This window comes from Halomonas sp. hl-4 (assembly GCF_900215475.1).
In the GTDB taxonomy this organism is placed as follows: Bacteria; Pseudomonadota; Gammaproteobacteria; order Pseudomonadales; family Halomonadaceae; genus Vreelandella.
The window spans coordinates 1442423-1458662 of sequence record NZ_LT907845.1; the positions used below are offsets into that span (position 1 = coordinate 1442423).

Genomic DNA, 16240 nt, shown 5'->3' on the forward strand with positions numbered 1-16240 from the left:
GGTTTTTATCCTCGCCACCTCAGGATTATCGTTCTCCGCTAATGTCGGCCGCTTATACAGCGGCCGTTTTCATATCCGATTTGGGCAGCGACCTCAGGTCGCAATCAACACGCCGCCCAGCGCCACCACGATGACCACCATCCAAGCGGGCAGCTTCCATACGGTTAGCAGCAGAAAGCCCGTGAGTGCCAACGCGAACTCCTCAGCGCCAATGATCGCACTAGTCCACACCGGATCGTAAAGCGCCGCGCCTAAAATGCCGACCACTGCCGCATTGGCACCGCGCATCAGCGCCTGCGCCCACTGCCACTGGCGGAAGTCGTTCCAGAACGGCAGTACACCCACCAACAGCAAGAAACCCGGCAGAAAAATCGCCAGTAGCGCAAGCGTCGCTGTCAGCAAGCTACCACCTGACGGTATCAGCGCACCCAAATAGGCCGAAAAGGTAAACAGCGGCCCCGGAATCGCCTGAGCGGCACCATAACCGGTCAAAAACTCATCGGCTGACACCCAGCCTGACTGCACCACCTCGGCTTCCAGCAGCGGCAGCACCACGTGCCCACCGCCGAACACCAGGGCACCTGAGCGGTAAAAAGCATCGGTAATATCCAGCCAGGCCGCCATACCGGCCAGCAACGGCAGCACTGCCAGCAGCCCGCCAAACAGCACAAGCGCGATGATGCCGACCTGGCGCGAGACCGGAAAATGCAGCGCCTCGCTCTCCGCGGTCGCCGCCATGCCACGGCAAAGCACTAACCCGGCGATGCCACCCAATACAATCGCGCCCACCTGGCCCAGCGGCCCGCTAATGGCCACGACGGCAAAGACGGCAGCCAGCGCAATACCCGCACGGGTACTATCCGGGCAGAGATTACGCGCCATGCCCCACACGGCATGAGCGACAATTGCCACCGCCACGACCTTCAAACCGTGAATGATGCCGCTGGCAATCGGCCCCTCCAGCACTGCGGCGCCAAACGCGAACAGCACCAACACAATGGCCGACGGCAGGGTGAACGCCAGCCAGGCCATGGCCGCGCCCCAGGGCCCGGCGCGCATCAAGCCAAGCGCAAATCCGACCTGGCTGCTCGCCGGGCCAGGTAAAAACTGACACAGCGCGACCAGGTCGGCGTAGGCGCTTTCGGTCAGCCACTTCCGGCGTGCAACAAATTCCGTGCGGAAGTACCCCAGGTGCGCCACCGGTCCGCCAAAGGAGGTCACCCCCAGCAGCAAAAACGCCCTAAAAACTTCACTCACCCGCGACGTTTGCGTCATTTCACATCCTTATCGCGCACATAAAAACGCCAGGTTAACCCTGGCGTTTTACATACACATGACAACACTACTCTTCGTTATCGGTTACTGCCCCGGTGCTGGCGGAGCTGACCAGTCGCGCGTATTTGGCCAATACGCCGCGACGATAACGCGGCGTCGGCTGCCGCCAGGCCGCACGGCGGCGGATCAACTCGTCATCAGACACATCCACATCGATGGTATCAGCCACCGCGTCGATGGTGATGGTGTCGCCGTTTTCCACCAGCGCCAGCGGGCCACCCTCGAAGGCCTCGGGCGATACATGACCCACCACAAAGCCGTGGCTACCGCCGGAGAAACGGCCATCGGTAATTAACGCCACGTCGCTGCCCAGCCCACGGCCCATGATGGCCGAGGTGGGCGTAAGCATTTCGCGCATGCCCGGGCCCCCTTTGGGACCTTCGTAGCGAATCACCACCACGTCGCCGGCCACTACCGTGCCGTCGTTGATGCGCGCCTGGGCTTCTTCTTCAGAGCCAAACACCCGCGCCGAGCCACTGAACCGCGTGCCTTCCTTGCCGGTAATCTTGGCCACCGCACCTTCCGGCGCCAGGTTGCCATGGAGAATACGCAGATGGCTTTCGGCTTTAAGTGGGTTACCCAGCGGCGCGATAATCTGCTGATCGATTGGGTAGGGCTCTACATCGGCCAGGTTTTCCGCCAGCGTCTTGCCAGTGACGGTCAGGCAGTCGCCGTGCAGCAGGCCTGCATCCAGCAGGATTTTCATCAGCGGCTGAATACCGCCAATCGCCACCAGCTCGCTCATCATGTAGTGGCCGCTGGGGCGTAAGTCGGCTACCACCGGCACGCGCTTGCCAATCTCGGTGAAATCGTTGATCGACAGCTCAACCCCGATAGTGCGAGCCATGGCCACCAGGTGAAGCACGGCATTGGTTGAGCCACCCAGCGCAATCACTACGGTCACGGCGTTCTCAAACGCCTCGCGGGTCATGATATCGGAGGGCTTGATGTCGTTGGCCAGCAGCGCCAATACCGCCTCACCTGCCGCCTCGCAGTCATCACGCTTATCGCGGGAAATGGCGTTTTGCGCCGAGCTACCCGGCAGGCTCATGCCCAGCGCTTCAATCGCCGAGGCCATGGTGTTGGCGGTGTACATGCCACCGCAGGAACCGGGGCCAGGAATCGCTGTTTCCTCGATGTTCTTGAGTTCGATCAGGTCGATATCGCCGCGGGAATGCGCGCCCATGGCCTCAAACACTGAAACGATATCGGTATGGCCCTCGCCAGGCATGATGGTGCCGCCGTAAACAAACACGCTGGGGCGATTGAGACGCGCCAGGCCCATCACGCAGCCGGGCATGTTCTTGTCGCAGCCGCCAATGGCCACCAGGCCGTCAAAGCCTTCGCAGCCCGCCACGGTTTCGATGGAGTCGGCGATCACCTCGCGGGACACCAGCGAATACTTCATGCCCTCGGTGCCGTTGGCGATGCCATCTGAAATGGTGATGGTGTTAAAAATCACGCCCTTGCCACCCGCCGCGTCTGCACCGTCGCGGGCATGCTCGGCCAGCTCGCCAATGTGGCTGTTGCACGGCGTCACCATGCTCCAGGTTGACGCAACGCCTACCTGGGGCTTTTTGAAATCCTCATCGTTAAAACCCACGGCGCGCAGCATCGCGCGGCTGGCGGCTTTGCCTGGGCCGTCGACCACGGAGGAAGAATGACGGCGGGAGTTGTTAGAAGGCTCAGTCATGGGGAAATATCTCTCAGCATTGTTCACGGTATCGGCATAGCTTGGCGATATATCGCGCATCCCGCAAGATGTTCATTTAAAGCGCCTTAACAGTATGCTGATTATTGCTTTTTCTTATCATCAAGTGTAAACCAAAGTTGACACTTTCAGCACTGCCAACTAGGGCTATCAGCCAGCCCCGCGACATCGAATAGGCCAAAGCCATTGCCGCGCAATGGAAGGAGTAATTCTATGACCGTTTCTAACGTCACTTTCAGCCACTACGATACTGCCGATTACCTTCAAACTGAGGAAGATATTGCGGCTTATCTTGACGCAGTAATGGAAGAAAATGATCCAGCACTTCTCGCAGCCGCACTCGGTGACATCGCCCGTGCGCGCAACATGAGTCAACTTGCCAAAGACGTGGGCATGAGCCGCGAAGGACTCTACAAAGCCCTGTCTGGGGAAGGTAATCCGGCATTTTCAACCATCAGCAAGGTCGCCAACTCCCTAGGGTTGCGCCTATCCATCGAACCGCTTTCACGGCCGAAAGCACATAGCTAACGCGCTTATCGCGCATCCAGCAAGACGTAAACTTATGGCGACGGAACGCTATGCTCCCGCGGACATCTCATTTCGCTAGTTTGCTAGACGGCCGTGTTGTGTCTCTGAGCCTGCACTGATAACTCAAAACCGCAGGCTTTCGCATAACGCTGAAGCGTTTTCCAACCGGGGTTACTGTCACCACGCTCTAGCCGACTGATATTACTTTTTTGGGTATGCAGGCGCTTTGCCAATTCGTCTTGAGTCAGGCCTGCTTGCTGTCGCATGGTGATTAGCGTGTTGGCCAATTCAAACTCAGGTGCCAAGCGCTCATATTCCGCTTTGACCTCGGGATTTTGGAGCGCCCTATCCTTTAGTGCTTGTAAGCTCATGACCGTTGTACCTCACGTTGTCGTATACGAGCCAGTTCCAATACCTGGCGGGGCGTTTTTTGGCTTTTCTTCACAAATGCATGAAGAATGATGATTCTCTGCCCATTCACATAGCAAAATAAGGAGCGACCGATTCCCTCTTTGGCTTTTGCTCTTATTTCGAAAAGCCCATCTCCTAATGATTCAGTGTGTGGCGGCCCCAAGTTAGCACCATGCTGTTCAACCATTTCCAATAACCGCAGCATTCGGGCCTGTATTTTTGGCGGCATACCGAGAATTTCACCATCGACTCCCGGATAAAAATCAACTTTCCATTGCATTACCCAGCTCCCTGAAGGTTATCTTTTATGATAACTCATTTGTCGTAAAAGTTCCTCTTTCCAATCCGCACCCCGCAAGACGTTAACTTATGGCACCATACCCTTAGCCACCACCACCGCCGTGAAGGAACCTCGCGCATGCCCGCCAATTCGCTGCTTTCGCCAACACCGCTAACGCCCGGCTTTATGGTGGTGCATGGCAATCGCCTGGAAGATTTGCGCGGGCTGGCGGTGGAGTGGATGCGTCTGCACCCGCTGGGGCCGCTGGAGAATGAAACCATCCTGGTGCAGAGCAACGGCATCGGGCAGTGGCTGAAATTGGCGCTGGCGGAAGACCCAGAAAACGGCGGCGCGGGGATTGCCGCGGCGCTGGACGTGATGCTGCCCGCGCGGTTTCTGTGGCAGGCCTACCGCACGGTATTGACCCACACGAGCCAGCATGAAGATGCCGTCCCGGAAACTTCGCCGTTCGATAAATCGCGGCTGGTCTGGCGGCTGTTACGCCTGCTGCCGACGCTTGCCGGGCAGGACGTCTTCGCCCCGCTGGCGCAGTTCCTGGAAGTCGACCGCGACCAGCGCAAGCACTACCAACTGGCCGAGCGACTGGCGGACCTGTTCGACCAGTATCAGGTCTACCGCGCCGACTGGCTGGACGCCTGGGCCAACGGCGAGGACGTGCTGATCACCGCCCGCGGCGAAACCCATCCGCTGGAAGATCACCAGCGCTGGCAACCCGCCCTGTGGCGCATCCTGCGTGACGACGTGGCCGCTACCCAGGGCGATGCAGGCCTCGACAGCAGTCGCGCCCAGGTGCATCGGCGCTTTTTGAAGGCCACCGAGCAGTTGGACGGCCAAGCCTGCCCGCCAGGGCTGCCCCGGCGGCTGATCATTTTCGGCATTTCATCGCTGCCCCAGCAAACCCTGGAAGCCCTGGCGGCGCTGTCGCGCTGCTGCCAGGTGGTGCTCTGCGTGCACAACCCCTGCCAGTACTACTGGGCGGATATCATCGAGCACAAGGACCTGCTGCGCGCCAGCCGCTACCGCCAGCGGCGCAAGGCCGGCATGCCCGAAGCGCTGGACGTGCTGGGCACCGGCGACGCTGACGATGCCCTGCACCTCCACGCCCAGCCACTGCTCGCTGCCTGGGGCAAACAGGGCCGCGACTACCTGCGCCTGCTGGATGAGCACGACGACACGGGGCACTACCAGACCCTGTTTGAACAGCAGGCGCTGCGCATCGACATGTTCGAGCCGTTCTCCGGCGAACGCGGCTGCCTGCTCAGCCAGCTGCAGGATGACATCCGCGAACTGCGCCCGGTGGCCGAAACCCAAACCCACTGGCCCGCCCTCGACCCGGCAGATGACTCCCTGGTGTTTCATATCGCCCACGGCCCCCAGCGGGAGGTCGAGATTCTTCACGACCAGCTGCTGGCCGCCTTCAGCGCCGACCCCGAGCTGCGCCCGCGGGATATCATCGTTATGGTGCCGGATATCGACCGTTACGCGCCGCACATCGACGCGGTATTCGGCCAGCTTCAAAGCGACGACCCGCGCTTCATTCCCTACACGCTATCCGACCAGGCCAGCCGCCACCGCCTGCCGATGATGATCGCCCTGGAAAAGTTGCTGCGCCTGCCGGAGCTGCGCCTTTCCGTCAGCGACCTGCTGGACCTGCTCGACGTACCCGCCCTGCGCCAGCGCTTCGGGCTTGAAGAACGCGACCTGCCGGTGCTCGAGCGCTGGATGGAAGGCGCGGGCATCCGCTGGGGGCTCAACGCCAAACAGCGCCAGACCCTGGAACTGCCCGGCGGGCTCAGCCAGAACACCTGGGCCTTTGGCCTGCGCCGCCTGCTGCTGGGTTACACCGTGGGCGAAGGCGACGCCTGGCAGGGCATCGAGCCGTTTGACGATATCGGCGGGCTGGAAGCGGGTCTTGCCGGGCCCCTGGCGAGCCTGCTGGAAAAACTCGAAGCCACCTGGGAGACCTTCCGCCAGCCCACCGATGCCGCCAACTGGGTCGAGCGGCTGCGCACCCTGCTGGAAACCTTCTTCCTCACCGACGACGCCCAGGAAAGCGTGATGCTCACCAAGCTGGAAAACGGCCTGCAGCAAATCCTCGAAAGCAGCCGCGAAGCCCAGCTGGCCGATCCGCTGCCGCTTTCCATGGTGCGCGAACACTGGCTCGCGCAGATCGATGAGCACAGCCTCTCCCAGCGCTTTCTGGCCGGGGCGGTCAACTTCGCCACGCTGATGCCCATGCGCGCCATCCCCTTCAAGCGGGTGTGCCTGCTGGGCATGAACGACGGCGAATACCCCCGCTCCCAGCCGCCGCTGGACTTCGACCTGATGGGCAGCGACTACCGCCCCGGCGACCGCTCCCGCCGGGAAGACGACCGCTACCTGTTTCTCGAAGCGCTGCTCTCCGCCCGCGACCAGCTCTACGTTAGCTGGGTGGGCCGCAGCCAGATCGACAACACGACGCTTCCGCCCTCAGTGCTGGTCGGCCAGCTACGCGACCACCTGGCCGCCGGCTGGCACTTTGAAGACGACGCCCCGCTGCTCGACGCCCTGACCACCGAGCACCCGCTGCAGCCGTTCAGCCGCCGCTATTTCGAAGACAACACTGAGTCCGCGCAATTATTCACCTATGCGCATGAATGGCGAGACGTTCATGCACCTAGAGCGCCCCAGACTCAGCCCGAAAAGCTCCCCCCGCCGGAAAACGCCCCCGCCAGCCTGTCCCTCGGCCAGCTGGGCGGCTTTCTGCGTGAACCGGTGCGAGCCTTCTTCAATACCCGGCTGGGCGTCTACTTCGAGCAGGAAGCCATCGCCGAGCTGGACGCCGAACCCTTCGCGCTGGACGGCCTGCAGAACTGGCAGCTGCAGGACCGGCTGATTGCCGCCCAGCGACACGCAGTCGACAACGACGAGCCGCGCCTGGAAGCCCTCGACGCTCAGCTTGAACGCTTCCAACGCCAGGGCGTGCTCGCCATGGGGGCCTTTGGCGAGCGCATGCGCGAGTCGCTGGCCGAGCCCATGGACGACCTGTTCAGCGCTTATCAGGAAGCACTGGACCAGTGGCCCATCGCCTTAGCCGCGCCAGAACCGGTTCACGTAGAAAGTGCCAACGGCATCGTGCTGGAAGACTGGCTCAATGAGCTACGCCAGAACGAGGCTGGCGACCGCTGCCGGTTGTTACTGCTCAGCAGCAGCCTGATCAGCCAGGGCAGCGGGCGCGGCCAGTACCGCTGGACCCACCTGCTGCGCCCCTGGGTCGCGCACCTGGCAGGCAACCTCAGCGGCCCGATGACCACCCAGCTACTTTCCAAGGCAGGCAACATCACGCTGGACCCCATCGCCGCCGACACCGCACGCGCCTACTTGGACACCCAGATGACCGCCTGGCAAGCAGGCCTTCAAGCCCCGCTACCGCTGGCCCCCCAGGCTGCGTTTGCCTGGCTGACCAAGCTAGGCACGCCGGAGATCGCCGAAGAAAAAGGCCGGGAAAGCGACGCCTACGCCGCCGCCGAAGGCGCCTATGACGGTGGCCGTTTCCAGACCGGCGAAGTCGCCCAAAGCGCGTACCTGGTCCACCAGTGGCCCCGCTTCGAGCGGCTGTTCAATGACCACCGCGAACAAGCGCACAGCTTCGCCGCGCTGACCGAAGCGCTCTACGCCCCGCTGTTCAACGCGGTCAAAAACCCCGCTGGCAAAGACCAAGAACGTAGTGGAGACAGCAAGAAGAAAGGAGCTGCCCAATGAGCCAGGATGCCAACCGCGTAACGCCGCTCAACGCGCTCACCCTCCCCCTCCACGGCAGCCGCCTTATCGAGGCCAGCGCGGGCACCGGCAAGACCTTCACTATCGCGCTTTTATACGTGCGCCTGGTGCTGGGCGGCCAGCACAGCGAAGACGACACCGCCTTTGTGCGACCGCTGACGCCGCCGGAAATCCTGGTCGTCACCTTCACCAACGCCGCCACCCAGGAACTGCGCGAACGTATCCGCAACAGGCTGGTAGAAGCCGCCGGGGTTTTTCGTAAGGCACCTGACGCGAAGGAAGCAGGTCACGGAGAGGGTCTTTTTCCAGGGATGGAAAAAGTAGCGCCCAGGGATGGGTTCACAGCGCCCTCGGAGTGGCCTGCTTCCGAGCCTTCGGACGATCCGCTCCTCCTCCAGCTCCGCGACCAATACGATGAAGCCACCTGGCCCGCCTGCGCCCGGCGCCTGGAACTGGCCGCGGAATGGATGGACGAAGCTGCGGTTTCCACCATCCACAGCTGGTGCTACCGCATGCTGCGCGAGCACGCCTTCGACAGCGGCAGCCTGTTCTCCCTCGACCTGGAAAACGACCAGCACGAACTGGAACAGGAAGTGGTGCGCGACTACTGGCGCACCTTCTACTACCCGCTGGACGCCGAGGCACTTGGCCACATCACCCGCTACTGGAAATCCCCCGACGAGCTGCACGCCCAGGTCGCCCGGCTGCTCGCTGAAAGCGAAGCCCTGGGCAGCCAGCGCCCCGACCCGGCGGAGACCCTGAGCGCCGCCGAGGCCGAACGCCAGGCAACGCTCAGCACCCTGAAAGCCCCCTGGCCCGCCTGGCTGGACGAACTCGGCCCGGAGCTTGAAGACGCCGCCAAGCGCAAGGCCTTCAAAGGCCAAAGCTTCAACGCCAAAAGCCGCACCAACTGGCTGGGCGCGCTGCGCGAATGGAGCGAAAGCGACCTGGAGCGCCCCGCGCTGACCCCCGCCGCCTGGAAACGCCTCACCCCGGAGGGAATGGCCGAGATATGGAAAGACGGCGCGCCGCCCTGCCCACAAGCGTTTGAAGCGCTGGCCGAACTGCCCGAAGCACTCAAGACCCTGCCCGAACCGCGCAACGACCTGCTGATTCACGCCGTCCAATGGTGCAAGGTGCGCCTGGAACGCGAGCAGGAACGCCGCGCCGAAATGGGCCCCAATGACCTGCTCAGCCACCTGGACCGCGCCCTGCAAGGCCCCAACCGTGAAGCCCTGGCCGCGCAGATTCTGCGCCAGTTCCCCGTCGCGCTGATCGACGAGTTCCAGGATACCGACCCCATCCAGTACCGCATCTTCAACGCGGTGTTCGAGGTCGCCAAGCCCCGCCGCGACGCCGCCATCCTGCTGATCGGCGACCCCAAGCAGGCTATCTACGCCTTTCGCGGCGCGGATATCTTCACCTACCTGCAGGCCCGGCAAGACACCGCCGGCCGCCACGTCACGCTGGGCACCAACTTTCGCTCCAGCCGCGCCATGGTCGAAGCCGTCAACCACTGCTTCGCCTACGCCGACCGGCAACCCGCCGGGGCGTTTCTGTTCCGCGAGGAAGGCGGCGACAACCCGCTGCCCTTCCAGCCCGTGACCGCCAAAGGCCGCGACGAACAGCTGATACACCAGGGCCAACCGCTGCCCGCCATGACGCTCTGGGCGCTGCCAAGCGACGAGGCGCTTTCCAAAACCGCCTACCAGACCGAAATGGCCGAGCGCTGCGCCTCGCACATGACCGAACTGCTCAGCGCCGGGCAACAGGCAGAAAGTGGCTTCCAGAAAGACGACCAGCTCACATCGCTCAAGCCGTCGGACATGGCGGTGCTGGTCAACGGCCTGCAGGAAGCCCGCGCCATTCGCCTGGCGCTGGCCAGCCGCGGGGTCAAAAGCGTTTACCTCTCCGACCACGACAAGGTATTCAGCTCCCCCATGGCCGGGCAGGTAGAGCGCTGGCTGCGCGCCTGCGCCGAGCCGCTGGCCAGCTCCCGCCAGGCCGAAGCCCACCTGCGCGCCGCCCTGGCCACGCCGGTGCTGGGCCTCACTCTGGCCGACCTGGTCCACCTGCAACAAAGCGAGCTGGCCTGGGAAGCGCGGGTCGAACAGTTCAGCCACTACCACCGCCTCTGGCAGCGCCAGGGTGTGCTGCCACTCGTCCGCCGCATGATGGTCGACTTCGACATTCCCGCCCGCCTGCTGGCGGCGTTCGAAGACGGTGAGCGCTTGCTAACCGACCTGCTGCACCTGGGCGAACTGCTCCAGCAGGCAAGCGCTGAACTGGACGGCGAGCACGCACTGATTCGCTTTCTGTACGACGCCATCGCCGACCCGGAAAGCCACGGCGACAGCCACAAGCTGCGCCTGGAAAGCGACGCCGACCTGGTCAAGGTGGTCACCATCCACAAGTCCAAGGGGCTCGAGTACCCGCTGGTGTTTCTGCCGTTTATCGCCAACCACCGCCCGGTCAGCGACAAGGACCTGCCGCTGCGCTGGCACGACGCCCACGGCAACCTGCAACTCAGCCTGAGCGCCGATGAAGACACCCTGGCCACCGCCGACCGCGAGCGCCTGGGCGAAGACCTGCGCAAACTCTACGTGGCGCTCACCCGCGCCCGCCACGCCACCTGGCTGGGGCTGGCGCCGCTCAAGGGGCTGGAAAACAGCGCCATCGGCCACCTGATCAACGGCGGTAAGACCCTCGACCCGGAGGCACTCACCGCCAAGCTGGCGGAATTGACTGAAGGCAGCGACATTCGCGTTAATGCGCCCCCCGAGCCCACGGCGCTGCGCCTTGCGCCGCCCCAGCAAACCACCACCCTGGGGCACGCCCGCACGCCCAAACGCCCCGCCAGGGAACACTGGTGGATTGCCAGCTACTCGGCGCTGCGCCTTTCCGGCACGCTCACCGCCCCCGTGCTCACGCTCCTGGAGCCCACCACCGCCCAGGAAGCCACGGCGTTCGAGGTGCTGGATGAACCCCAGGATCTCTCCGAGCCGGACGCCTTTCACCTGCACAAGTTCCCGCGTGGCCCCGGCCCCGGCACCTTCCTGCACGGCTTATTGGAATGGGCAGGCAGGGAAGGCTTTGCCACCGCCGCCACCGACAGCGCTGCCCTGGACGATATGCTCTGGCGGCGGGTGCAGCTGCGCGGCTGGCAGGCATGGCAAGAACCACTGGCCGGTTGGCTCACCGCACTGCTGACCACGCCCTTGCCGCTGAACCAAAGCGACAGCGTGCCGGTCACCGAGCTTGGCAGCTATCAGGTCGAACTGGAGTTCTGGTTCGCCGCCAAACAGGTCAACACCCAGGCCATCGACGCTCTGGTTAGCAAGCACTTACTGCCTGGGATGGAACGGCCCGCACTGGATGCCGACACCCTGAACGGCATGCTAAAAGGCTTTATCGATCTGGCCTTCGAGCACCAAGGGCGCTTCTACGTGCTCGACTGGAAATCCAACTATTTGGGGCCGGATGACAGCGCCTACGAACCCGAGGCCCTGCGCCAGGCGCTACTGACCAAACGCTACGACCTGCAGGCCGCGCTTTACCTGCTGGCCATGCACCGGCTTTTAAAAGCGCGACTGCCCAACTACGACCCGCACCAGCACCTGGGCGGCTCGATGACGGTCTTTCTGCGCGGCAGCCGCAGCCCGGGACGCGGCGTCTTTGCCGAGCCCGCCCCGGTTAAACTGATCGAAGCCCTGGATGCCCTGTTTGCCGGTGAACCGGTTTCCACCACGTCGCAAGAGGCCACGCTATGAGCCGCAAACGCACAAACGGCCACGAAGGCGACAGCCAAACGTTTGACCTGTTCGACGACACCGCCGCCGAAACGAGCGAGCCAAAAGCGATGAGAGAGACAACACCCACGGCGGATACCGCGCAAGTAAGCGCTCACCATGCGCTCAGCGATACGACCGAACTGCTGGCACTGTGCGAACGCTGGGTGGCGCGTGGCTGGCTGCGGGATCTGGACCGCGCCCTGGTTCGTTTTCTCGCCATGGAAGCACCGGACGCCCCGCCGCTGCTGCTACTCGGCGCGGCGCTTGCCAGCCACCAGCTAGGCCGCGGCCATGTGTGCCTGGACCTAAACGCCACGCTCAGCGCGCCGGACTTTGCGCTCTCGCTACCGCCGGAAGGCGACGACCTAACCGACCCACCGCCGCTACCCAGCCAGGTGCTCGCCACGCTAACGCTCGCCGAATGGCAAGCCGCGCTCAACCACCCATTGCTTGCCAGCGCCGGCCCCGGCAATACCCCCCTGGTGGTCAGCCACAACGGCAACACCACCAAGCTCTACCTACGCCGCTACTGGCAATACGAACAAACCCTGCACCAGGAAATCGCCAACCGCCTCACCGGCGAAGAAGGCACCTGTAGGAGCCCAATTCATTGGGCGATGGGTGACGAACGTCACCCCGAATTACTCGCCAACGCGCTAAACGTTCTATTTAAAAAAACCACAACCCTAGACTGGCAAAAAACCGCCTGCGCCCTCGCCGCCCGCAACCGCTTCGGCATCATCACCGGCGGCCCCGGCACCGGCAAAACCACCACCGTGGTGCGCCTGCTCGCCCTACTGCAAACCCTGCAACTGGCGGAACCCAATGCCCAACCGCTGCGCATCCGCCTAGCCGCCCCCACCGGCAAAGCCGCCGCCCGGCTGAATGAATCCATCGCCGGGCAGGTAAGCCTGCTGCCGACGGAGGCACTGGCCGACCTGTGCGATGAAGCCGTTACCGAACAGCTAAAGGCGTCTATTCCCACTGAGGTCACCACGCTTCACCGCTTGTTAGGCGCCCGCCCCGATACCCGCCACTTCCGCCACAACGCCGCCAACCCGCTGGCGCTGGACGTGCTGGTGATCGACGAAGCCTCGATGGTGGATATCGAAATGATGACCGCCGTGCTGCGCGCCCTGCCCGCCCAGGCGCAGTTGGTACTGCTGGGGGATAAAGACCAGCTCGCCTCGGTGGAAGCCGGTGCCGTACTGGGCGACCTATGCCGCCGCGCCGAGGCCGCCCACTACACGCCAGAGACCGCCCAGTGGCTGGAACACGCCACCGGCCAGCCGCTACAGCCGGACTACATCGACGCCCAGGGCCAGCCCCTCGACCAAGCGATTACCATGCTGCGGGTCAGCCACCGCTTTAACGAGCACAGCGGTATAGGCCAACTGGCCCAAGCGATCAACCAGCCAAGCCACGCCCAAAGCGACCAGACAAAACACCAGGCGGTGAACAAGGTGCTGCGCCACGGCTACCCTGACCTACACCACCTGACGCTGACCGACGACGCCGCGCTGGATAAGCTGGTCATTCACGGCAGCCCCGACAAGTTTATCAACGGCGGCGAAGGCCGCACCGACCACAACGGTGCCCCCATCGCCCCGCCCACCGGCTACCGCCACTACCTGAACGTGCTGAACGCCCAGCGCCCGCGGGGTGAATCGTTTGAGGAAAACGCAGACGCCTACAACGACTGGGCAAGCGCCGTGCTCAGCGCCTACAGCTACTTTCAACTGCTATGCGCGCTGCGCAAAGGCCCGTGGGGGGTAGAAGGCCTGAACCTGCGCATCGCCAAAACGTTGCGCAGCGAAAAGCTGCTGTACGGGAGTGATTTCACGATGGTAAAAGGCTGGTATGAAGGCCGCCCGGTACTCGTCACCCAAAACGACTACGGCCTGAAACTGATGAACGGCGATATTGGCATCACGCTAGCGGTGCCTGATCCCCGCACTTCATCAGGAGGGCCCGGCAAATCGCTACTTAGAGTCGCCTTTCCCACCAGCGACCCAGAAAAACCCATCCGCTGGGTGCTACCCTCTCGCCTGCACGGGGTGGAAACTGTCTTCGCGATGACAGTACACAAATCCCAGGGCTCGGAGTTCAAACACACCGCCCTACTGCTACCGCCCACCATCAACCCCATTCTTACCCGCGAGCTGGTCTACACCGGCATCACACGCGCCCGCGATTGGCTTACGGTGGTGGAAGCCAAACGCGGGGTGTTGAATGAGGCGGCGGTTAGGGAGGTTATGAGGGTTAGCGGGTCAGAAACTACAAAAGGTTACATAAATGGATAGTTTTATTGCTTCAACTTTTTCTACTGTAACAGGCGGTATAGCACTTGCACTTTTGTTTTTTATAACCAAAGAAAAATTATTTCCGTTAACTGAAGTATCAGGTCACTGGGAATTAACGACAACTACGCAGAAAACAAAAAGAAATCCTTTTAAAAACATGAAGATAAAATACGACCTTATTCTATGGCGCGAAGATAAAGTAATAAGAGGAACTGCAGAAAAGTTCTTTGAAATCTCACAAAAAGGGTCTAAAACGTATTATGGAAAAAACAGAAAAAGAGGTAGAATCAAAGGCTATATTGAGAAAAATTATTTTTCTAGAGACAAAATAATTATAAACATGACTCTTGACGACTTTGGCCGTGAATCAGATTATCTTTTTAAGCTAACTGTTAAGAATAAAAATTACGCTCAAGGACGATTTTACTCAATGGTGGCAGAACAACATGGCCACGTAGAACTTACTAGAAAAAGCGAACCATAGCATTATGAATAAAGACATATCCGAAAAAATCGGCGGAAAACCGAAGCTATTAATTGACATTAAAGGATGGCTTATATATTTCAATTTAATTATTGATATAATTATATCCCACTCAAGGAGAGCTCAAAATACAACAAGTTTATGGATTGAAAATGACATCACTGAATTTGAGAAAGCGGTGCTAATCATCGAGGATAAGCGCTACTTTAAACACTCGGGCATTGATTTATATTGTGCGCCTAGAATAATCAAACAACTCATAATGAAAAAACGACTAGGTGGCATCAGCACAATAGAACAACAATACGTAAGAACCGTAATAAACAAAAGAGAGCGCACTATAAAAAGAAAATCTCATGAAATGACTCTATCATGGCTAATAACTAAAAGATTAAGAAAAGAAACCATCTTAAGGAGCTATCTCAGCTCTGCTTATTTTGGTTACAAACTAAATAGCTGTGATGATGCGTCATTGCTAATTTTTCAACGACCTGCATCAGAATTAGATCAAGAGCAGTCAGCTATCTTAGCTAGCTTATTAGTTTACCCATTACCTAAGCTTGTAGTTAACGCAATAAAAGAAAAAAAGGCTTACAGATTCGAAAGCTCAAGTGATTTTTTTAATTTCACAATAAAAAAAGCACCCAATTGGACCAATAAAATAAAAATGAGAAAAAATTATACCCTCAGATTAATCCAAGCCAAAAAGGCGTAAAAAAAGATATTCACAAGTAAGCTTTGACCTATTGCTAAATGAAACCTCTTTATTAAGGGAAAGAGTAGAATAATCTTTCCGCCTTACTTTTCCCATAAGCCTTCTTATAAAAAAAACCAGCTCACTACTTAACAAGTTCAGCTCTAATTCTAACTGTGACAAATGAATCGAACTAGTATTACTCCTTTGTCTCAAAATCATCTCACTGTGTATAGTATAAAATTTATTCTGGATAACATCTTCAAAAAAAGATACTTCTTGCCTTGAGAAGCTATAATCAAGTTTGGACATAAAGCCACCAATTTTCTCATTCCACAACACCACAGCTTTTCTATACTCTTGCTCAACTTCTTGATTATATTTTTTGCTTTTCAGGTTCCAAACTTGCTCTCTTTGCTTATGAACTCTCATATGAGAAAGCTCAGAGATCTCATTTATCAAAGACAAAGCTATATCTTCCTCCTTTGACTCAAACTTAACCCTTTCTTTTTTAAACCAACTATAATACTGTATCCAAGCAGTAAATATGGCCAGCATAATAGCGATTAAAAAACTAAAAAAATATCCCATAAAAAAACCCTCACTGCATTTAAATTAAATTCAGCTCAATAATTATAAACCGAGTGATCATAATGACCATCAATAAAACCAAAATCAATATCAAAATAACCACCCATATCTTTGAAAGCAAGATCAACATCACGTTTAATTATAATCTTGTTGCTTTTTGAAAATTCATATTGTAGTTTTGTTGCAGAACTAAACCCAACATAAATCACAGTTTCTTTATAATGCATAATATAATTTCTCATAGCAAATAATTTCTCAACAACACTTCTCCATTTTGCCCCCCATACAACAAACCTTCTATCTGATATAAGCATTTGATTTTAGCTATAGTA

The 16240-nt window shown here is 59.1% G+C and carries 12 protein-coding genes; 6 read left to right on the top strand and 6 right to left on the bottom strand.

The window, feature by feature from the left end; translation table 11 throughout:
- Positions 1–93: 93 nt before the first annotated feature.
- Both chrA and ilvD read right to left on the bottom strand, forming a co-directional pair.
- Positions 94–1275, bottom strand: coding sequence for a chromate efflux transporter (gene chrA / locus CPH17_RS06955; protein WP_096298770.1), 1182 nt, complete (start codon positions 1273–1275; stop codon positions 94–96).
- A 67-nt stretch (positions 1276–1342) separates the two neighbouring features.
- Entirely contained in the window at positions 1343–3028 is a 1686-nt protein-coding gene (gene ilvD, locus CPH17_RS06960) for a dihydroxy-acid dehydratase (RefSeq protein ID WP_096300908.1), read from the bottom strand.
- 231 nt (positions 3029–3259) lie between these two features.
- Here ilvD and CPH17_RS06965 point away from each other — a divergent pair, with 231 nt between their 5' ends.
- Complete coding sequence (locus CPH17_RS06965) at positions 3260–3574, top strand: addiction module antidote protein (protein ID WP_074397081.1); 315 nt, start codon at positions 3260–3262, stop codon at positions 3572–3574.
- Between the two features lie 83 nt (positions 3575–3657).
- Here the strand turns inward: CPH17_RS06965 and CPH17_RS06970 are convergent, their stop codons facing one another.
- Both CPH17_RS06970 and CPH17_RS06975 read right to left on the bottom strand, forming a co-directional pair.
- Positions 3658–3945: a helix-turn-helix domain-containing protein gene (locus CPH17_RS06970; protein WP_074397082.1), complete on the bottom strand. Its 288-nt coding sequence runs from the start codon at positions 3943–3945 to the stop codon at positions 3658–3660.
- Positions 3942–4265, bottom strand: a complete 324-nt coding sequence (locus tag CPH17_RS06975; protein WP_074397083.1) for a type II toxin-antitoxin system RelE/ParE family toxin — start codon at positions 4263–4265, stop codon at positions 3942–3944. The genes CPH17_RS06970 and CPH17_RS06975 overlap by 4 nt, the downstream gene beginning before the upstream one ends.
- Positions 4266–4403: 138 nt before the next feature.
- On the opposite strand from CPH17_RS06975, the gene recC reads away from it, so the two are divergent.
- The 5 genes from recC to CPH17_RS07000 are packed head-to-tail and all read left to right on the top strand — an operon-like array spanning position 4404 to position 15338.
- Positions 4404–8027 (top strand): exodeoxyribonuclease V subunit gamma, encoded by a 3624-nt coding sequence (recC, locus tag CPH17_RS06980; protein ID WP_096298772.1) that lies wholly within the window; start codon positions 4404–4406, stop codon positions 8025–8027.
- Positions 8024–11815: an exodeoxyribonuclease V subunit beta gene (gene recB / locus CPH17_RS06985; RefSeq protein WP_096298775.1), complete on the top strand. Its 3792-nt coding sequence runs from the start codon at positions 8024–8026 to the stop codon at positions 11813–11815. The genes recC and recB overlap by 4 nt, the downstream gene beginning before the upstream one ends.
- On the top strand, positions 11812–14139 hold the full coding sequence (gene recD, locus CPH17_RS06990; protein ID WP_172898691.1) for an exodeoxyribonuclease V subunit alpha: 2328 nt from the start codon (positions 11812–11814) through the stop codon (positions 14137–14139). The genes recB and recD overlap by 4 nt, the downstream gene beginning before the upstream one ends.
- Positions 14132–14623, top strand: coding sequence for a hypothetical protein (locus tag CPH17_RS06995; protein WP_096298777.1), 492 nt, complete (start codon positions 14132–14134; stop codon positions 14621–14623). Before recD ends, CPH17_RS06995 begins: the two co-directional genes overlap by 8 nt.
- A 4-nt stretch (positions 14624–14627) precedes the next feature.
- Positions 14628–15338 carry a biosynthetic peptidoglycan transglycosylase gene (locus tag CPH17_RS07000; RefSeq protein ID WP_096298779.1) on the top strand — a complete coding sequence of 237 codons (711 nt, stop codon included), beginning with the start codon at positions 14628–14630 and terminating at the stop codon, positions 15336–15338.
- Here the strand turns inward: CPH17_RS07000 and CPH17_RS07005 are convergent.
- Entirely contained in the window at positions 15315–15908 is a 594-nt protein-coding gene (locus CPH17_RS07005; protein WP_096298781.1) for a hypothetical protein, read from the bottom strand. The two genes, CPH17_RS07000 and CPH17_RS07005, sit on opposite strands and share 24 nt — an antisense overlap.
- A gap of 35 nt (positions 15909–15943) precedes the next feature.
- Positions 15944–16222, bottom strand: coding sequence for a hypothetical protein (locus CPH17_RS20210; protein WP_231898091.1), 279 nt, complete (start codon positions 16220–16222; stop codon positions 15944–15946).
- Positions 16223–16240 lie beyond the last annotated feature (18 nt).